Source organism: Flavobacterium sp. AED (genome assembly GCF_000812945.1).
Classification (GTDB): Bacteria; Bacteroidota; Bacteroidia; order Flavobacteriales; family Flavobacteriaceae; genus Flavobacterium.
Genome location: NZ_JSYM01000001.1, coordinates 1,763,138 through 1,782,934, shown reverse-complemented (window position 1 = coordinate 1,782,934; position 19,797 = coordinate 1,763,138). Strand labels below are relative to the sequence as shown.

Below are 19,797 nucleotides of genomic sequence, written 5' to 3'. Positions count from 1 at the left end.
TCTCTCGCAATATTAGTCTTCGATTTTTCGAATTTTATCTAGCCATGTGAATTTTAGGATTGTCGTTGTCACTAAAAACACTACTAATGCTGTAATCGCCTTTGGATAATCTTTGATAATAAAGAATATCGGAAGTAAAATCATACTGGACTGCCATACAATTCCGATAAGACAATTCAGCATATCTTTCCAGAAATCATTATTTTTTTCGAAAGTCTGATCTTCAATTTTTAATGTTTTATAAACCGGATTCCACCAACCCCAAGGTCTTACGTTCGTGTAGAAAGATCTTAGAACCTCCATATCTGTAGGTTTACTCAAGAAAGTACCTAGAAGACAACCCAAAATGGAGAAGCCAAATATTACCGGAAATAAATAAATCGCCTGCACTTCGGATAAATCATATAAAAATGATCCTTGCGTAAAGTTTCCTTTATTTTGCCCTAAAACAAATTGGAAAGAAGCTACAATTAATCCGGCAAACATTCCCCAGAAATACCCCCAACCGTTAAATCTCCACCAAATCCATTTTAAAAAATTGGCAGCGACATAACCTCCGTATAATGCACTTGTAATCCATAAGGTTAAGGAATTAATGGAGTCTGCAAAGAATCCCATGAAAACTCCTAAACCAACAACCAAGAAAGAAGAAATTTGGCTTACTTTTATATAATGTGCATTTGTTGCAACCGGTTTGAAATATTTTTTATAAATATCATTTACAATATAGGCTGGACCTGCATTTACAAAAGCGGAGAATCCAGACATAAATGCAGCCAATAAACCGGCTAATAAAATTCCTTTTATTCCAACAGGAATGTATAGATTAACCACTTTTGGCATTAATAATTCTAAGTCTGCTCCCGTTAAATGACCATTTGAATTTAATTCTGGTGCTAAATTCATTAAAGCGATTACCACAATTCCTGTAATTAATAAATATCTCGGAATGAATAAAATTAAGTTGGTAAAACCACTCATATAGGCCGCTTCTTTTACCGATTTGGTAGAGAGAATTCTTTGTAAATCGTAACTTGGCGTTGGTCCTGCAACACTGGCAAAAAATCCTTTAAATAATGTCATTCCGATAAAAGCGCCAAACATTTTGTATCCTTCCGAATCAATTAATGTATTGAAGGTTTGAAATTTATCACTCCACTGGGTTTCGAACTGCCATCCGAAGAAAACATTTTTCCATTCCTCAGTAATAACCGAATTAATCTGAAGTTCTGAATAATTGATAAAAGCGTAACCTGCGATTAAAACACCCGCAATAATCATAATGATGTATTGAACCACTTCAGTCGCCACTACAGAGAACATACCGCCTTTTACCGTATAAATTGTCGTTAAAAGTATAATTATCAAAGCATAAGAGCGTTCAGAAGTCAATACAATTAAATCTCCATAATGAAGCGTTAAATCCCAAGGAAGAATGATGGTTACAAATTTCCCGATTCCTTCAAAAAAGTAAGCAATAAAACCAATGGTAGAAATGATGGCAAAAATAGCAACTATTATATGTGATGCTTTTCCGGCTCTGTCACTTCCAAAACGAGTTAAAATCCATTCAGAACCCGTCATAACTTTCGATCTTCTTATCCAAACGGCCAGGAACATCATCACAAAAATCTGATTCCAAATTGGCCAAAGCCACATAAACATGAAACTTTTTACTCCATATAAAAATAATACTCCAATCATCCAAGAAGTTCCTGAAACATCAAACATTCCTGATCCGTTGCTCAAACCTAAGAAATACCATTTGATTGTTTTTCCACCAAGGAAATAATCATCTAATCCTTTTGATGCTTTTCTTGAAATCCAAATTCCTATTCCTACTGATAGTAGAATATAAGCTACGATGATTGATACGTCAATAATATCCATTAATTTTATTTATTAGTTAATTAATTTGGTTGGTTATTTTGTTAAACCCCAGTTTTTATTAGGTTTGGATCCCATCACAAAATGTAAAATTCCGCCTTGTACTATTTGTTGATGTGTGATTGCTGTTTTATCAAATGCAACACCGTTTAATGTAGCTGACTGGATATAAAATTTTTTGTCTGAAACATTTTCTGCTTCAATTACAAACGTTTTTCCCTCTTGAAGATTGATTGTTGCTTTTTCGAAAATTGGACTTCCAATTTCGTATTCTCCCGAAGCTGGATTCATAGGATACAATCCCATTGAACTAAATACATACCAAGCCGACATTTGCCCACAATCTTCATTCCCGCTTAATCCGTTTGGTGTGGTATTGTATTGCGTATCTAAAATGTGGCGTACCCAATATTGTGTTCGCCAAGGTTGACCAGCGCGGTTAAACATATAAGCAATGTGATGACTTGGTTCATTACCATGTGCATATTGACCAATTAATCCTGAAATATCAGCAGAAACATTACTTCCTGTAATCTCTGAACTCTCAGTAAATAACTGCTCTAAACGTTTTGTGAAAATTTCATTGCTTCCGTGTAACGAAATAAAATCTTCTACATTTTGTGGTACAAACCAACTGTGTTGCCATGCATTCCCTTCGGTATAATCAGTATGTTCTCTATGATTTGAATGTTTGGGATCAAAAGGTTCGTTCCATGATTTTCCATCTGATGATTTTCCTCTCATAAATCCTGTTGCTGGATCAAATAAATAGTGATACGCTTTTGATCGGTTTAGAAAAAATTGATACTCTTCATTTTTTCCTAACGCTTTCGCCATTTGTGCCACACACCAATCATCATACGCATATTCTAACGTAATGGTAACTGATTCGTCTAACAAATTATAGGGAATAAAACCGTATTTTTTGTACAAATTCAATCCGCGTTCGTCTTGCATCATAGTCGCTTTCATCGCACTATAGGCTTTTTCAGCATCAAAGCCTTTAATCCCTTTTTTGTAAGCATCTACGATTACAGGAATAGAATGATAACCAGTCATCGTATTGGTTTCATTAGCATAAAGAGTCCAAACGGGTAATATTTTTTTAGTATCATAATACGCTAACATAGAATTTACTAGATCCGAAACCTTATCTGGTGCTACTAAAGTCAATAAAGGATTTTCGGCTCTGAAAGTGTCCCAAAGTGATAAAGTGGAATAAGCAGTGTAATTTTTTGCAGTAACAATTTCGTCATTCTCTTTTCTAAATTGCCCATTTTTATCACTATATGTTACAGGCGCTAATTGCGTATGATACATAGCGGTATAAAACATTGTTTTTAGTGAATCTACTGGAGTTTCTACTGTAATTTTATTTAAAGCAGTGTTCCAAGTTGTTGCTGCTTTTGATTTTACATTTTCAAAATTGAAGTTCTCAGCCTCCAAATTGTCTTTTGCATTAGCAATACTAACAGAAGACAAAGCCACTTTAACAAGCAACTCATTACTGTTATTCGCATTAAAAAATAATTGTAAGGCAGTATTTTCGCCGTCTGCTACTGCTCCTGAAATTATTTTTTTATCAGCGGTTAATATCGTTTCTGAAATAGGTTTAGAAAATTTAGCCACAAAAAATACTTTCTGATTTTTTGCCCATCCAGTACTAAAACGATACCCGCTTATGGTATACTTGTCTTCAATTGTGATACTTGTTTTTAAGGCTTTATCCCAATTAATTGCAAAACCAAGATCAACGACAACAGATTGTTTATCTCCATTAGCAAATGTATATTTATGAAATGCAGTACGTTGAGTCGATGTTAATTCTACATTAATTTTAGGATCTTCGAGGTAAACTTGATAATAACCCGGAGTAGCTTTTTCGTTAGCATGGCTATAAGATGATTTATAAGGAAGCTGATCGCGGGAAGTTGTTTTTGCAGTTAAATCGACTTTTTTATTTATTGGCATAAACAATATGTCGGTTAAATCACCAATCCCAGTTCCGCTTAAATGCAAATGACTGAAACCAGCCACAATAGAGTCCGAATAATGATAACCAGAGCACCAATCCCAGCTCGAAATCCCATTATCAGGACTTACTTGCAGCATCCCAAAAGGAACAGTTGCACCAGGATACGTATGGCCATGACCTCCAGTACCCAAAAAAGGATTTACACGGTCAACAAAAATATCTTCTTGGAGGTTATTTTTATTTATCTTTATTTTACAACTTGTAATTAAAATTACAAACAAAACAAGCAAGGAAAAATTCTTCATATCAAACAATCTTAATTTAATTTTAAATTTATATAAATTTAACATCTACTAAAATTAATTTAGACGGATAACATATAAACTGACCTAAACATCAAAAAAATAGTAACAAACCATACTTTCCTCCCCATGATGATTTTCAACTCTAGTAAATTATACCGAATACCACTGCATTACCACATTATATTTTGGCTAACCTATTTTTTATTTAATACATTTCGTTGGGGGAGCTATTTCAATGATTATTTATATTCCTTGAAAACAAATTTATTGGGCTTTCCCATTCACATGACCTTATGTTATTTGAATATTTTAGTTCTCATGCCTTATTTGGTTTACCGAAAAAGATACTTATTATATGTCCTTTCCATTTTATCAGCCATATTTATTATGGTCTTTATAAAATTTAACCTCACTTACTTACTAATAACTCATAATGTTTGGCCGGAAGGACCAGAAACTATTGATAAATTATCTCTCAACTATACTATTGATATGATGATGGGGGAACTTTATGTAATTACATTTGTTACGGCAATTAAGATTACATTAGACTTTTTAAAGGAACAAAAAAGAGTAACCGATCTTGAAAAATCACAATTAGAAACAGAATTACTTTTCTTAAAATCACAAATTTCTCCGCACTTTTTTTTCAATACACTGAATAACATTTATTCTTTATCGGTAGAGAAATCTAATAAAACACCAAAGATAATTTTAAAGCTTTCGGAGTTAATGCGCTACATGCTTTATGAAACTAAAAACAAGAGACAAACTTTAGAAAACGAAATACTCTGCATTCAAAACTACTTGGACCTAGAAAGAATCAGAAATGATGACCGATTAGAAGTAAACATAGCCATCTCTGGGGATATTCACGATAAGGAAATAGCGCCTATTTTATTGCTGACTTTTGTTGAAAATGCGTTTAAACATGGCGTAAATAAAAATACCGGAAAAGTAAAAATTGATATTAATTTTAATGTTAAAGAAGATTTTCTTCATTTCAGCATTTCAAACCCAATGCCTACCATTACAAAACTTAAAGAAAATTTAAATATATCTAGTGGTATCGGAATTGAAAATGTAAAAAAAAGAATTGCTTTAGGTTATAATAAAAATGACTATAAGCTTTCTTTTAAAAATAAAAAGAATAATTTTGTCGTGAAGCTAGTAATTAAAGTATCTTAATACGGTTTATCTTTTTTTTTAAATTATCCCCACTCAAATTATTTTGACCAAAACTAATAAAATAGAAATGAAAATAAAGTGTTTGATTATTGATGATGAGCCATTGGCGATTAATGTTATTAAAAATTACATCGAGCAAATTGAAGATTTAGAATTAATAAACACCTTTAGTAATTCAATAGAAGGTTTAAATTTTTTAAAAAACAATACAATTGATGTAATTTTTCTAGACATTAATATGCCTGTTCTAGATGGTATAAATTTTATAAAAAGTTTAGAAGACCCTCCTTTATTAGTTATTACTAGCGCATATGATCAATTTGCTATAGAAACTTACGAATTAGACGTTTTGGATTACTTAGTTAAACCTATTGAGTTTCCCAGATTGATGAAAGCGGTAAACAAGATTAACAAAAGACTCAACAATACCAGTAAAGTTACTGTGGAAAACAGTAAAGAAAACCCATTCATTTTTGTCAAAATAGATAAAAAGAAAATGAAGAAGATTTTTTTAAATGAAATTTTGGTTATCGAAAGCTTAAAAGATTACTTAAAAATAAATACATTAACAGGGAAATACATCATACACAGCACACTATCTGATTTCACTAATTTATTGCCTGAAAGAGATTTTATAAGAATACACAGATCCTATACCATAGCTATTGATAAAATTGATGCTGTTGAAGGAAATAGCATAGAGATAGAGGGCCTCAGATACGTAATAGGAAGATCTTATATTGATGATGTTAAACAAAAAATTTTAAATTCTTCTATTTAATAAAGACCTCTTTTTAGAGGTTGCCTTATTAAAACTATCAAACTTTGATAATTTAGTCCAATTATACTTCTTTTTTACGCGACTGAGAATTGATTCAGATTTAATCACCAATCTAGATTGCATACAGATTATTTTTTTCCCTTCATTTTAAAAAAATATATTTCTCTGAAATTTCAAAGAATTAAAAGTGATTATTACTACATCCTTGATTATTTATGCCTTACTATAATAAGCAAAAAAAAATGCAACCAAAACGGTTGCATTTTTAACAAAACCAGGTAACTAACCAAACAAACCACATAAATAATTTATTGTTTTTAAAAACAACATACTAAAAATGATATCGTTTAAACGCTTCAATAGCGGAATAATCTGCTAATCCTAAATCATGATATTTCTTTGCTGTTAATCTATTTCTGTCTTCAACACGAACCCAAAACTCTCTGTTATCATCGCCTTGAAACATAACTCCATCTTTTTGAGTCTGGTGATAAAAAATAGCATGACGTTTTTTAAGTACCTGATCCGGACTCATAGGAACCGCCATTTCAATTTGATATGATTCCCATTCATGCCAAGCTCCACGATACAGCCATACCCAACAATCATCCATATAACTATTGTGTTTTACAATTTTTAGGGCTTCAAACAAGCTGTCCAGACATACTTTATGAGTGCCATGTGGATCTGCTAAATCTCCAGCGGCATATATTTGATGTGGTTTTATGCTATCTATCAGATTACACATAATTTCAATATCAGCCTCTGAAAGATTGTTTTTCTTAACGGTACCCGTTTCATAAAAAGGAAGATCCAGAAAATGTACATTCGAATCGGCAACACCAAGATAACGTGTCGCTGCCAACGATTCGCTTCTTCTAATTAATCCTTTTAATTTTCTAACTTCTAAAGAATCTATTTCATTAGCCGATCTGTTCTTTAAAAACTGAATAATATGCTCTGACTCCTTAGAATTGACATTTAAAGCTTTGGAAATTTCAGCAAATTTTAAAGCTTCTTCATTAGAAACAGCAATGTTTCCTGAGGTTTGGTACGCAATATGCACATCATGCCCCTGCTCTACAAGTCGGTCAAATGTTCCTCCCATAGAAATAACATCATCATCTGGGTGTGGACTAAAAATAATAATTCTCTTTCTTACTGGAGTTGAACGCTCCGGTCGATATGTATCATCTGCATTAGGCTTTCCTCCAGGCCAACCTGTGATTGTCTGCTGCATTTTATTAAACATTTTAATATTTAAATCATATGCAGTTCCCTCATCTGTTAAAAGACTAGACATACCGTTGTCATTATAGTCTTTATCAGTCAACTTAAGAAAAGGCTTTTTGGTTAATTCAGTTAACCATGCAACAGCTTTCAATTTTAATTCTTCTGTCCATATACACGGTCTAACTAACCAAGGTGTTTTTACTCTTGTTAACTCTGATGAAGCCTCAGTATCTAAAACAAACGTTGTGTTGCTATGTTCTTGTAAATAAGTAGCTGGTACTCGGGAAGATATTTCTCCTTCAATGGTTTTTTTTATAATTCCCGCTTTGCTGATTCCCCAACCAAGAAGCACAATTCTTTTGGCATTTCTTACCGTGCCAATACCCATTGTGATTGCTTTTCTAGGCACATTATCGATTCCTAAAAAAGAAGAAGCCGCATCGACACGCGTCAAATGATCAAGGGTAATACTTCGCGTTCCGGAATTAATGTGAGATCCCGGTTCATTAAATCCTATATGTCCTGTTCTACCAATACCTAACAGCTGAAAATCTAATCCTCCTAAGTATTTAATCTTCATTTCATAATCAATACAATATTGGTGCAAATCTTCACTACTCACTTTTCCGTCTGGAATATTAATATTTTCTGGAAGAATATTTACATGGTTAAAAAGATGCTCATGCATGAATTGATAATAACTCTGAATGTTATCCTTATCCATCGGATAATATTCATCTAAATTAAAGGTTACTACATTTGTAAAATCTAGACCGCCTTCTTTATGCATTCTAACCAGTTCTTCGTAAACTTTTATTGGTGAAGATCCTGTTGCCAGTCCTAAAACACAAGGTTCATTTAATTCTTCTTTTCTCTGAATTATATTTGCTATTTCTTGTGCTACTAATACCGAAGCTTCTTGAGAGGAATGGAAAATAACATTGTGAATTTTCTCAAAACGTGTTTCTTCAAACTTCCCTGCTTCTTTAAAACTTATACCTTCTTTAATCATTTGCCAGTTATTCATTTAATTAATTAAAATAAAATTAAGTATTTATAAATCTTTAACTATTAAAAATTCGACTAACAGCTAATAGCCTTCGGCAAAAGACATAATTATAAACTTAAAATGATTTTCACACAATAATTCAATCTAACCTAATGTCCTTCAATAACATTTATTTCTCCAATAGAAACGGTTTGCCCTTTTTCTACTGCTGATTTAGCTACAAAACGCAAATATCTGGCCTTTACTTCCGTAAAAATTTTCAGTTGTTCTATAGGATTGTTTTTAATATTTGAGAACTCTCCTTGAGATTGCTTAGTCCATTTTACAGCATTTGTACTGGTATAAAATTCATAATTAGCTATTAAATTAAGGGCATTACCCACTTGTTGCGGAACATAGGTAAACCCGTTGATTTTAAGCAGGGCTCCCATATCAATAACTATTTCCTGAGGAAGTTTAGCAGTATCGCTTCCAAAGCTCCAATCGGTATTTGGATTGCCGTCTATAACCCGATTTACGGTATTCAAATCGCCACTAGAGATTGAAACTATTTTCCATTTTTCCTTAGAAACTCCATACTTAGCTCTTTTTATAGCACTGCTTATATTTTCTTTTGTATTTAATGCAATAGCCTTTATTTCAACTGCTTTATTGTATCTGAATGGTTTCTTATACAAAATACTTTTTACTGATGGATCAGAGCCATCAACAGTGTAATAAATACTGTTTCCTGCTTCAGATTTGATAGTAACTTCCCCATTTTTATCTCGTTTTACCTCGGGAGCACGCACAAAAATTGGCGCATTAAAGGCTTGAATATTAGAGATAACAATACTTGCTTTTGAATCTGTAATCGTTACTCGTAGTGCCGAAGCGATAACTCTATTGGTTCTTAGAATTCTTTTATAACCAATAGTGGTTTCAGCAGCAATGGTTTTCCATTGTCCATCAACTTTAGCTTCAACAGTAAATGCCTTAACACGTTGTCCCAGTTTTATATATTCTTGAAGCAAGATTCTATTAACGGGTGTTGGTTGATTAAAATCAAAAATAATAGATGCCGTTTTCACATTATCATCCGTAGCCCAATAGGTGTTTTTATCCCCATCAATAACATTTTGAGCAGTAAATTGGACATTGTTCCCTCTGACATTATCAGCACTGACTTTACTTCCGGCTAATACTTCCGTTTCAAAATCGGCGTTTATAGTTGCTACCAATTCTTTCAGTCTGGCTTCATCATTTTCATGAACTAAACCTCTTCTGTCAACAGGCAGATTTAGTATAAGATTTGCATTACGACCGATAGATTCATAATAAATATCTACTAATTCATCCAGTGATCGTACCTTATCATCTTCAACAGCATGGTAAAACCATCCTGGTCTGATTGATACATCAGCTTCACCTGGCACCCATCTTTCTCCGTCCTCATGCCCAGACATAAATTCGGAATAGTGTACTTTTCCCGCTAATTCATCTTTTTGACGCAAAAGACTCCAATTGGTTTGATTTGCACGACCTTCTTCGTTTCCTATCCATCGTGCTTCCGAAGGCCCAACTCCCCAAACCAGTGTTTTAGGAGCTATTGTATAGATCAATTTATAAGTCTCTTCCCAATTATAATATTCCAGTGTATTTATTTTTCTTGCCTCATTAGCTCCTCCATAATATCCATCACCTCCATTGGCACCATCGAACCACATTTCAAAAATATCACCATAATTTGTCAACAATTCTTTTAGTTGATTTCTAAAATAGGTAACATATGCCGGTTTACCATATTCCGGATTATTTCTATCCCATGGAGAAAGATACAGTCCTAATTTTAAATTATATTCTTTACAAGCTGCTGCTAATTCTTTAATGACATCCCCTTTTCCATTTTTCCAAGGAGAATTTTTTACAGAGCGCTCTGTATATACCGATGGCCACAAGCAAAATCCATCATGATGTTTAGCCACTAATATTATTCCTTTCATCCCCGCTTCCTTAGCAACCCGAGCCCATTGACGTACATCTAAAGCAGTAGGATTAAACAATTGAGGTGATTCATCTCCATAACCCCATTCTTTGTTCGTAAACGTATTTAGAGAGAAATGAATAAAAGCATAAGATTCCATTTCGTGCCATTCAATTTGTTTTTGCGTAGGCAATGGACCAAAAGGTTTGGGTGGTTTTACCAATTCTTGACTACTAATTATTGGTATAATGCAAAAAAAACTTAGTAACAGAAAAATATTTTTCATCATGATTATAATTATTATTTTTTCATCAAACTTGCAACAACACAATGTTAAACTAATTTAATATTCTAATCCTAACTTTTTCGACCAACACCTATTTTAAAAGAGTTTTGGGATAATAAGAGTCATCTTCTAGATAAAAGAATTCTATAAAAATAACCGCTTCACATTAAATTAATTATACTAACAGGTTTGTATAGTGTTTTGTCAAGCACAAAAAGATAAAACAAGTAGACACAAAACACAATCCGGAGCAAAAAATGGGCTCAAAGGGAACTAAACTTCTCATCGACAGCTTGAGTAATGGTTTGAACTGGTTATCTATTTATCCTAACAGAGCGATTATAATATCAAATAACATAATAAAAAAAAGAAATTTAAGAGCGGAGAATATAATACGTTCCCGACAGAAACTATTTTAGTGTAATCATCTAGAAATCCATTAGATTTTTCAAGATTACCCGCTACTAAAAAAGCTTCAGAAAAATCTGAAGCTCTTTTTATGCAACAACTTCAAATAATTGATTTGCATAAAAAAACCTGTGAAGCAATAAGCTACACAGGTTTTTCTAACTAAATTTATTAAACTAACTTATTTAAAAAAAAACTAAAACCATTTTCTTAAAGAGTTTTTAATCTCATATTATTCCAAATACTAATCTTCAGAAACTATAGCTGAATTTTTATCAGTAGTAACATCTAACAAAACAGTAGCTCCTTTATCATTTATCATAGTCATATTTAATGCATCAAGTGCCGCCAAATCTTTAGTTACTAAACCATTAAACATATTATAAGAAATATTCATTTCTTTAAGATTATTCAATTTTTCTAGTTCTAAAGGCACTTGACCATTCATTTTATTATCAAACAAACTAAAATTTTCAAGAGAAGTCATACGTACCACCTCACGACTTAATCCTCCACTAAGCTTGTTACTGCTTAAAAGTAGGATTTTCATTGTTTTCACATCATAAAGTGAGCTTGGAATTTGTCCTGTTATTTCATTGTTATATAATGACAACACTTCTAATTGTTTCAAGGCACCAATTTCAATAGGCATCTCTCCTGAAAGTGCATTCATATAAAGTTCTAAATCTTTCAAATTACTCAATTCACATACAGAGGAAGGAATTGTTCCTGACAATTTATTAAAAGAAAGATTTAATACTTTCAAATCTTTTAGGTTTCCGATGAAAGAAGGAATCGCACCAGATATTTGATTTTTATGTAAATCTAATTCTTGAAGACTAACTAAATTAACAATATCAGATGGTATTTCACCAACTAAATTATTATTGGCTAAGTTTACAGAAACTACTTTCTCACCTTCTAGCTTAACACCATACCAAGTTGATACTGGCAATGATAAATCCCATTTTGTGATCCACTTACTTCCATTCGTTGCTTTGTATAATTTAATAAGCGCTTCTTTATCTGAAGGAACTACATTAGCAAACATAGAAAAAGAAAACAAAACGGTTAAAAATAGAGTAGTTATATTTTTCATAACTTGATTTTTTTATTTTATACATATAAATCTACACACAATGTGGGCAACGAGCAAATAAAATCGACGAAATACACCAATTTATGTGTTTTATAGAGTTATATCCTACAATAAATTCAAATTACTGTTAAATAATAATAATTTACTAAATTTGATTTACTAACCTTTAAAAACTATTTTATGGAAATTAATTTTTTAGCGCTTTTAGTTGCAGCTTTATCTACCCTTTTAGTAGGATTTGTATGGTATCACCCAAAAGTTTTTGGAACTATTTGGATGAAAGAAGCCGGATTAACAGAAGAAAGCATGAAAGGCAGCAATATGGTTGCAATTTTTGGTTTTGCAGTTTTTTACGCTTTCCTTATTGCTATAATTCTTCAGTTTTTAACGATTCATCAATGGGGTGCGTTTAGCATGGTTGGTGGTGATGCCACAAAAGCTTTACCTTCTTACGCTGCGTTTATGTCCGATTATGGAACTGCATTTAGAACATTCAAACATGGTGCATTTCACGGATTTTTATCTGGCTTGTTTTTAGCATTGCCAATTATTGGCACAAATGCCTTATTCGAAAAAAGAAGCTTTAAATACACTTTAATATCAGGAGGTTTCTGGATTGTATGTTTTACAATTATGGGCGGAATTATTTGTGCTTGGGTTTAAAAATAAATTAACAATAAAAATCTCGTCTCTTAAAAAAGGATGAGATTTTTTTATTGTATCTGCTCAATCGCTTTTGCTAAATCAACATCTTTATCGGTAACTCCATTTGCATCATGCGTAGTCAACCGAATCGTCACTTTATTATATACATTGAATAATTCCGGATGATGATTTCTTTTCTCAGCCATCACCCCTACTTGAACGATGAAGCCCAGTGCTTGCGTGAAGTTTAAAAAGGAAAACTTTTTCTCAATTCCATTATTAATAAATTGCCAGTCTTTTAGCTCTTTTAATTCGGGTTGAATTGTTTCTTCTGAATAGGTTTTCATAATTTTATTTTTTATTTATATAAAGTTAGTTAATTTCGAATCAAAGAGAAATACTTTAACTTTATTAACTATTTTTGATGAAATATTAAAATTCAACTTGAATACATCTTATTCTTTCAAAATTTATAATTCCACTGCTCAACTTCCAAAACAATGGGATGATTTAGCCGTTTCAACTATTTTTTTATCGAAAAAATATCTGGAAGTATTAGAAAAATCATCTCCTGAAAATATGATTTGCAATTATATTGGAATTTTTGAAAATAATGCTTTAGTTGGAATTGCTGTTTCTCAATTCCTAGATTTAAATAAATTAGAATCTTTTGGAGAACGAGACAAATGTATCAAAACAGCAATACGGAATTTTGCTTTCCGAAATTTCAGTTCTCATGTCCTTCTTATTGGCAATAATATGCTAACTGGGCAAAATTCTTTTTGCTTTTCTGATTCTACTGATAAAAAGAAGGCATTACAAGCATTAAAATTGGCTTCAATTGCTTTGAAAAAGAAGTTTAAAACTCAAGGAAAAAAGATTCATATTACGTCCTTTAAAGATTTTAACATCGACGAAATTCAAATTTTTAATATTCCGGAATTTAAAAACGATTATCAGTTTTCTACCCAACCCAATATGGTTTTTACTATCAATGAAAATTGGAAATCAGAACAAGATTATATTGATTCTCTTTCAAAAAAATATAGAGATCAGTACAAAAGAGCCCGAAAAAAAGCAGCTGGAATTGAGAAAAGGAAAATGCATCTTGAAGAAATCATTACATATGAAGATATCATTTATGATTTGTATATCCATGTTGCTAAAAATGCCCCATTCAATACTTTTTTCCTCCCGAAAAATCATTTTAGAATTTTTAAAGAAATCTTCAAAGATAAATTCCTCTTTTATGGCTATTTCATTGATGAAAAACTAATAGGTTTCAATACTTTAATAAAAAATGGTAAAGTGATGGACACTTATTTTTTAGGATACGACGAAGGCATTCAACGCGAAAAAATGTTGTATTTGAATATGCTATATGACATGGTCGCTTATTCAATAAATAAAGGTTTTAAAGAAATCGTTTTTGCAAGAACCGCTTTGGAAATCAAAAGTTCTGTTGGGGCAAAACCTTTAAAAATGTATGGTTTTATTGAGCACAGCAATTCTATTGTTAATTCATATATGCCCAAAATATTTAAATATTTAGAGCCCGAAACTATTTGGCAGGAACGAAATCCATTTAAATAATTTCTGAAATTAAGGAATTGCAACTTTCATTTGCTTGGGTAATATTTCAATATCCAGTTTTGTTTCCTCTCCATAATATTCTCCATCAATTTGAAAACAAACAGGCACATTGGTAGTAATTTCAGCTCTATCAGTAGAAATTATGGCTACGTCCTCAGAATCTAACGGCATATTCCCAGTGATAATTTTTCCTAAAACAACTAAATCCAGGTTTTTTAAAATAACTAATTCAAACTTTCCATCATCCATAACACCATTCGGATTGATAGAAACTCCTGTCCCATACTTTTTAGAATTCGCAATCACAATCATTCTTGCTGTACATTCTATCGTTTCAAAATCGCCTTTAATAGTCGCCGTAAAAGGATCGTTTAAATCTATCAATGTACTTACGGTTTGTAAAACATAGCCCCATTTACCGCGAATAGTACTTTTTTCATAGTTTTTAATCATTTCAGCATTAAGTCCTAAATCGCTTAGATGAATACTTTTTTTTCCATTGATAGAAATCATGTCAATTTCCATATACGTATTATGAAAAGCAATGTTTAAGTTTTCCTCGACTGTTGACGGTAAATTTAAATCCATAGCCAAACCATTGGCTGAACCCGCTGGTACAATTCCAATAATTACATCATTTTTTTCCATCGCCTCAGCAACCATCTTTATCGTCCCATCGCCGCCAGCTACAATAATTCTTTCTGGATTATAACTTAAATAAAGTGATTTTATCTTTAAAATATCATCATCACCTGTAGTATTATAAAGTACAAAATTCAGATTTTCAGCCGCCGCTAAATGTGCTGCCGCTACAATAAATTCTGATTTATCTATATCTCCAGAAATAGGATTAACAATCATTATGATATTCTTTCTCAAAATTTAGCTACTTTTATTGGTACAAAATATAAAACGAATAATTCAACTCAAAAGTACTAAATAAATGAAGCCTATTTTAAAATTATACCGTGGCTATGCTAATGAGCAAGAATTAATTGTGATGGGACATGTTTTTAAACCAACAACGGCCAAAGAATACGACTTTCAAAAAAAAAACATCAAAAACGCAACTTCGGTGATTGGTATGTTTAGAATGAAAACGCAAGCAAATGCTGACGTTTATCTGGAACATAATAAAATAAAAATCCATACCAAAACTTTGAATGACGGTTATTTTAAATTTTGTGTGCCATTAGACCAATTTACCCGTTATGGCTGGATTGAATATGAGGTGAGTATTGTTCACCAAAACGAAAGCTTAACAACTAAAGACAGTTACATTCGCCCACACAAAGGAAATTTAGGAATTATATCCGATATTGACGACACTTTTTTAGTTTCTCACACCTTGAATCCTTTGAAGAAATTATATGTTTTGTTATTCAAAAACATAAATAAAAGAAAAATTTACAAAGACGTTGTCACACATTACCAAGCATTAAGTACGGCAGGAAGAGAAAATAAAGAAGAATTCAATGCTTTTTTCTATGTTTCCAGCAGCGAATGGAATTTGTACCGTTTTATTATAAAGTTTACCGAACTTCATCAACTGCCAAAAGCGGTTTTGCTATTGAAAGATATTAAAACGAGCCTTAAAGATTTTTTTCTGACTGGAAGAGGCAATCACAATCATAAGTTTGACAAAATAAAACACATTTTAGAATTCTACCCAAATTTAGAGTATGTACTACTGGGTGATGATTCACAACACGATGCTTTTTTATACGAAGCAATTTGCAAAATTTTCCCGGTCACCGTAAAAGCGGTTTACATTAGACAAACTGGTGACTCTAAAAAAGATAAAGTAACAGCTGTTTTGAAAAATTTAGAAACCTTAAAAGTATCCGTTTGTTATTTCAAAAATAGCAGTGAAGCCATTGCACACTCAAAAATGATTGGGATTATTGTATAAAAAAAGAGTCCCAAATTGGAACTCTTTTTTTTCTTATAAATTATCTATTTCTTCCTGAACGAGTTCCCAATCCAACAGCAATTTGTCCAACTCGGCTTTCTTTTTATTGTAAGCCATGAAAAATTTAGCATCTTCAATATGCTTATCATAATTAGAAGCTAGCATTTTGTCATCGTTTTGAATGTCTTTTTCCAATTGCTTGATTTGACTCTCCACTTTGCTCAATTTATTTTGCAACGCTTTCCCTTTCTTTTGATCTTCGTAGGAGGCTTTGTTACTTTCTTTAGGTGCTGCTGCTTTTTCAGCATCTTTTTTCTCCACTTCACGCATATTCTCCATATTGCGTTGCTCCAAGAAATAATTAATATCTCCTAAATATTCTTTTATTTTTTGGTCTTTGAATTCATAAACCAAATTTGACATTCCCTGCAAGAAATCTCTATCGTGAGAAACCAGCAATAAAGTACCGCCAAATTTTTGAAGAGCCGCTTTCAAAACATTCTTGGATTTGATGTCCAAGTGATTCGTAGGCTCATCCATTAATAAAACATTGATAGGTTGCAACAACAATTTACATAACGCCAGACGGTTTCTTTCGCCTCCAGAAAGGACTTTTACCTTTTTCTCTACATCATCACCACGAAACAAGAAAGAACCCAGCATATCGCGTACTTTCATTCTGTTGGTATCTGCTGCAGCGTCTTCCATAGTTTGCAGCAAGGTAATTTCACCATCAAGATATTCTGCTTGATTCTGGGCAAAATAACCCAATTGTACATTATGGCCTAACTTAATATTTCCTTTATATTCAAATTCGTCAACAATAGCTTTAATGAAAGTTGATTTCCCTTGTCCGTTTTGTCCAACGAATGCGATTTTGCTTCCGCGTTCCACCAACAGGTTGATATCTTTCAAAATCGTTTTGTCACCATAACTTTTAGTTACATTTTCGGCTTCTATAACAACTCTACCGGGTTCCTTTGAAACAGGAAAAGTGATGTTCATCACCGAGTTGTCATCCTCATCAACTTCGATACGTTCTATTTTGTCGAGTTTTTTAATCATCGATTGCGCCATAGAAGCTTTGGAAGCTTTCGCACGGAATTTTTCGATTAATTTCTCCGTTTCTTCAATTTTTTTGGCCTGATTTTTTTGTGTTGCCAATTGTTTTTCACGAATTTCATGACGCAATTCTAAATATTGAGAATACGGTTTATTGAAGTCATACGCTTTCCCAAGAGAAATTTCGATAGTTCTGTTGGTCACATTATCCAAGAACATCTTATCGTGTGAAACAATCACAACAACTCCTGGATAATTGCGAAGGAAACTTTCTAACCAAATGATACTTTCTATATCCAAGTGATTCGTAGGCTCATCCAGCAACAAAACATCATTTGCCTGTAATAATAATTTAGCTAATTCAATACGCATTCTCCATCCACCGGAAAAGGTTTCCGTTTGATTATCGAATACATCTCTTTTAAAACCTAATCCAAGGAGAATCTTCTCCGTATCGCCAACATAATTATATCCACCCAACAATTCAAAACGGTGGGTATAATCAGATAAGTCTTCTATAATTTGGCTGTATTCGTCACTTTCATAATCAGTTCGGGTAACCAACAAATGGTTAATTTCTTCAAGCTTTTTCTCAACAATTTTAATTTCCGTAAAAGCTTCATAGGCTTCTTCTAAAACCGTTCTGCCTTGTTCAAAATCGATATCCTGACGCAAGAATCCCATTCGAAGATCTTTCTCTTGAGAAATAACACCCGAATCAGGAGCAAAATCCTTTGCCAACATTTTAAGCATGGTCGATTTCCCAGCCCCGTTTTTCCCAACAAGACCCACACGGTCCCCAGCACCCAATCGAAAGGTAACTTCTTCAAATAAATAAGTACCACCAAACGAAACGGATAAATTGTGTATATTAAGCATGTATTGTTATTTTATTCCTTTTTGAATGTGTAAATTTGTAACTCTAAAAAAGGAAATATTAAATTTTTTGCAAATGTTAAAAAAAGGATCCAAATTATATAGCATTTTAACAGGAACTTGTCCTAAATGTCAGAATGAGAGTATGTATTTGGATAAAAATCCGTTACATATTGATAAAGTTTTAAAAATGCATGAAAATTGTAGCCATTGTGGTTTAAAATATCAAATTGAACCTTCCTTCTTTTATGGAGCAATGTATGTAAGTTATGGATTGAATGTAGGCGTAGGAATTGCAGCCTTTATAATCGCATTCGTAATTTTCGGCTCCAGTTTGAAAGTTGCTTTTATTGCTATAATTGCTTCACTAATTCTCTTATTTCCATTTATTTTACGTTTGTCAAGAAACATATACATCAATATGTTTGTTTCTTATGATCCAAAAGCAAATTTAAAATAGCATTATTGATGTCCTTTAGGCCGAAATCTGAATATGTCAATTGCCGGATTTAAAGGAATTTGATGTTCAATATTCTCAAATAAAGCTTTTGCCATTGCAGGTCCGAGCATAACTCCTCTTGTTCCTAAACCATTCAAAATATGAATTGATTCATAATTTTGAAGTGTTCCTACTAAAGGTCTTCTGTCTTTTACAGTTGGTCTAACGCCCGCAAAATGCTCTACAATTTCAAAATCACAGGTTATAATTTCTTTTATTCTATCCACTAATTCAACCTTACCCTCTTCTGTTGGCAAATCAGTTTTATCCTTCCAATTATATGTAGCGCCCACTTTGAATAAATCATTCCCAAGTGGTAGAATAAACACACTTGTATTTACGATTACATCTAAATCTAACTGAGGTGCTTTAATAATAAAAAGCTCCCCTTTAGTTCCGTCTAAAGGCAAATGTTTAAAATATGGGTTTGCATGCATCCCAAAACCTTCTGCAAAAACTATATGTTTGGCTTTAACGTCTTTATAATGAATTCCATCACTTTCAGTTTGTAAAGCATCATAATCAAATGATTCTTCCTTAAACAGATTGTTTTGTTTCAAATATTCTCTGTACTTATTTAATAATAAAGCGGTATCGACATAACCTGTTTGTAACACTTCGCCATATCCATAAGGAGAATCAATTCCTAAATACTTTTTTGAAATCAATTGCGTAGATAAAAATGGAGCTAATGCAACTTTATCTGAAGCTGTAAACCAATTATTCTGCTCTTCAACAGAGAAAAATTTTCTTAGGATTGGTCTTTTAAAATCTACTTTACAATTCAGTTTTTCCTCTAAAACAGTATAAAATTCATTCATCAATACCAGTTGCTCTTGAGCTTGCCATACTTCGCTAAAGCGTTTTAGTATAACCGGATTATACAAACCCCCAGCAATTTTTGAGGAATTTTGTGAATTATTATCCAACACTAAAATAGATTTATCATTCCACAGAGCAATCTCTGCAAATGAAATACCCGCTAAACCAGAACCTATTATTAAATAATCAATCATTTGAAGTAATCCCTTTTTAAGTAAACGCAAAGTAAACACTTTAAAACAAAAAAACTCTTA

The 19,797-nt window shown here is 32.4% G+C and carries 15 protein-coding genes; 6 read left to right on the top strand and 9 right to left on the bottom strand.

The window, feature by feature from the left end; genetic code table 11:
• Window positions 1–12 precede the first annotated feature (12 nt).
• Together OA85_RS07875 and OA85_RS07870 are read right to left on the bottom strand one after the other, a co-directional pair.
• Window positions 13–1,890 carry a sodium:solute symporter family protein gene (locus OA85_RS07875; RefSeq protein WP_039108986.1) on the bottom strand — a complete coding sequence of 626 codons (1,878 nt, stop codon included), beginning with the start codon at window positions 1,888–1,890 and terminating at the stop codon, window positions 13–15.
• 33 nt (window positions 1,891–1,923) lie between these two features.
• On the bottom strand, window positions 1,924–4,167 hold the full coding sequence (locus OA85_RS07870; RefSeq protein WP_039109451.1) for a GH92 family glycosyl hydrolase: 2,244 nt from the start codon (window positions 4,165–4,167) through the stop codon (window positions 1,924–1,926).
• A 129-nt stretch (window positions 4,168–4,296) separates the two neighbouring features.
• Between OA85_RS07870 and OA85_RS07865 the strand changes: the two genes are divergently transcribed.
• Window positions 4,297–5,355, top strand: a complete 1,059-nt coding sequence (locus OA85_RS07865) for a sensor histidine kinase (RefSeq protein ID WP_039109450.1) — start codon at window positions 4,297–4,299, stop codon at window positions 5,353–5,355.
• A gap of 67 nt (window positions 5,356–5,422) precedes the next feature.
• The gene (locus OA85_RS07860; protein WP_039108985.1) at window positions 5,423–6,136 is read left to right on the top strand and encodes a LytTR family DNA-binding domain-containing protein; all 714 of its coding nucleotides are present in this window, start codon (window positions 5,423–5,425) and stop codon (window positions 6,134–6,136) included.
• 331 nt (window positions 6,137–6,467) lie between these two features.
• On the opposite strand, the gene nagB is transcribed toward OA85_RS07860, so the two are convergent.
• From nagB to OA85_RS07845, 3 genes are all read right to left on the bottom strand, one after another.
• The gene (gene nagB, locus OA85_RS07855; RefSeq protein ID WP_156129442.1) at window positions 6,468–8,381 is read right to left on the bottom strand and encodes a glucosamine-6-phosphate deaminase; all 1,914 of its coding nucleotides are present in this window, start codon (window positions 8,379–8,381) and stop codon (window positions 6,468–6,470) included.
• A gap of 146 nt (window positions 8,382–8,527) precedes the next feature.
• Window positions 8,528–10,627 carry an alpha-L-fucosidase gene (locus OA85_RS07850; protein ID WP_039109449.1) on the bottom strand — a complete coding sequence of 700 codons (2,100 nt, stop codon included), beginning with the start codon at window positions 10,625–10,627 and terminating at the stop codon, window positions 8,528–8,530.
• 652 nt (window positions 10,628–11,279) lie between these two features.
• Entirely contained in the window at window positions 11,280–12,134 is an 855-nt protein-coding gene (locus OA85_RS07845; protein WP_039108982.1) for a leucine-rich repeat domain-containing protein, read from the bottom strand.
• Between the two features lie 180 nt (window positions 12,135–12,314).
• Between OA85_RS07845 and OA85_RS07840 the strand changes: the two genes are divergently transcribed.
• Window positions 12,315–12,797 (top strand): DUF1761 domain-containing protein, encoded by a 483-nt coding sequence (locus tag OA85_RS07840; protein WP_039108980.1) that lies wholly within the window; start codon window positions 12,315–12,317, stop codon window positions 12,795–12,797.
• Between the two features lie 50 nt (window positions 12,798–12,847).
• On the opposite strand, the gene OA85_RS07835 is transcribed toward OA85_RS07840, so the two are convergent.
• A complete protein-coding gene (locus OA85_RS07835; protein WP_039108978.1) occupies window positions 12,848–13,126 on the bottom strand; it encodes a 4a-hydroxytetrahydrobiopterin dehydratase in 279 nt (92 codons plus the stop codon).
• Between the two features lie 97 nt (window positions 13,127–13,223).
• Here OA85_RS07835 and OA85_RS07830 point away from each other — a divergent pair, with 97 nt between their 5' ends.
• Entirely contained in the window at window positions 13,224–14,372 is a 1,149-nt protein-coding gene (locus tag OA85_RS07830; RefSeq protein WP_039108977.1) for a peptidogalycan biosysnthesis protein, read from the top strand.
• Window positions 14,373–14,381: 9 nt separating this feature from the next.
• Here OA85_RS07830 and OA85_RS07825 read toward each other — a convergent pair whose 3' ends face one another.
• Window positions 14,382–15,251: a diacylglycerol kinase family protein gene (locus OA85_RS07825; protein ID WP_039108976.1), complete on the bottom strand. Its 870-nt coding sequence runs from the start codon at window positions 15,249–15,251 to the stop codon at window positions 14,382–14,384.
• Window positions 15,252–15,315: 64 nt separating this feature from the next.
• Between OA85_RS07825 and OA85_RS07820 the strand changes: the two genes are divergently transcribed.
• On the top strand, window positions 15,316–16,284 hold the full coding sequence (locus OA85_RS07820) for an App1 family protein (RefSeq protein WP_039108975.1): 969 nt from the start codon (window positions 15,316–15,318) through the stop codon (window positions 16,282–16,284).
• 33 nt (window positions 16,285–16,317) lie between these two features.
• Here OA85_RS07820 and abc-f read toward each other — a convergent pair whose 3' ends face one another.
• The gene (gene abc-f / locus OA85_RS07815; protein WP_039108974.1) at window positions 16,318–18,225 is read right to left on the bottom strand and encodes a ribosomal protection-like ABC-F family protein; all 1,908 of its coding nucleotides are present in this window, start codon (window positions 18,223–18,225) and stop codon (window positions 16,318–16,320) included.
• 73 nt (window positions 18,226–18,298) lie between these two features.
• Between abc-f and OA85_RS07810 the strand changes: the two genes are divergently transcribed.
• Window positions 18,299–18,682 carry a DUF983 domain-containing protein gene (locus OA85_RS07810; protein ID WP_039108973.1) on the top strand — a complete coding sequence of 128 codons (384 nt, stop codon included), beginning with the start codon at window positions 18,299–18,301 and terminating at the stop codon, window positions 18,680–18,682.
• A 2-nt stretch (window positions 18,683–18,684) separates the two neighbouring features.
• Here the strand turns inward: OA85_RS07810 and OA85_RS07805 are convergent, their stop codons facing one another.
• A complete protein-coding gene (locus OA85_RS07805; RefSeq protein ID WP_039108972.1) occupies window positions 18,685–19,737 on the bottom strand; it encodes an FAD-binding oxidoreductase in 1,053 nt (350 codons plus the stop codon).
• Window positions 19,738–19,797 lie beyond the last annotated feature (60 nt).

Excerpts from the sequence above, each read along its gene's own strand:
- OA85_RS07870 (WP_039109451.1), bottom strand. The coding sequence starts at position 4,167 with ATGAAGAATTTTTCCTTGCTTGTTTTGTTTGTAATTTTAATTACAAGT.
- OA85_RS07805 (WP_039108972.1), bottom strand. The coding sequence starts at position 19,737 with ATGATTGATTATTTAATAATAGGTTCTGGTTTAGCGGGTATTTCATTT.
- OA85_RS07840 (WP_039108980.1), top strand. The coding sequence starts at position 12,315 with ATGGAAATTAATTTTTTAGCGCTTTTAGTTGCAGCTTTATCTACCCTT.
- OA85_RS07820 (WP_039108975.1), top strand. The coding sequence starts at position 15,316 with ATGAAGCCTATTTTAAAATTATACCGTGGCTATGCTAATGAGCAAGAA.
- abc-f (WP_039108974.1), bottom strand. The coding sequence starts at position 18,225 with ATGCTTAATATACACAATTTATCCGTTTCGTTTGGTGGTACTTATTTA.
- OA85_RS07875 (WP_039108986.1), bottom strand. The coding sequence starts at position 1,890 with ATGGATATTATTGACGTATCAATCATCGTAGCTTATATTCTACTATCA.
- OA85_RS07865 (WP_039109450.1), top strand. The coding sequence starts at position 4,297 with ATGATTTTCAACTCTAGTAAATTATACCGAATACCACTGCATTACCAC.
- OA85_RS07845 (WP_039108982.1), bottom strand. The coding sequence starts at position 12,134 with ATGAAAAATATAACTACTCTATTTTTAACCGTTTTGTTTTCTTTTTCT.
- OA85_RS07860 (WP_039108985.1), top strand. The coding sequence starts at position 5,423 with ATGAAAATAAAGTGTTTGATTATTGATGATGAGCCATTGGCGATTAAT.
- OA85_RS07850 (WP_039109449.1), bottom strand. The coding sequence starts at position 10,627 with ATGAAAAATATTTTTCTGTTACTAAGTTTTTTTTGCATTATACCAATA.
- OA85_RS07835 (WP_039108978.1), bottom strand. The coding sequence starts at position 13,126 with ATGAAAACCTATTCAGAAGAAACAATTCAACCCGAATTAAAAGAGCTA.
- nagB (WP_156129442.1), bottom strand. The coding sequence starts at position 8,381 with ATGATTAAAGAAGGTATAAGTTTTAAAGAAGCAGGGAAGTTTGAAGAA.
- OA85_RS07810 (WP_039108973.1), top strand. The coding sequence starts at position 18,299 with ATGTTAAAAAAAGGATCCAAATTATATAGCATTTTAACAGGAACTTGT.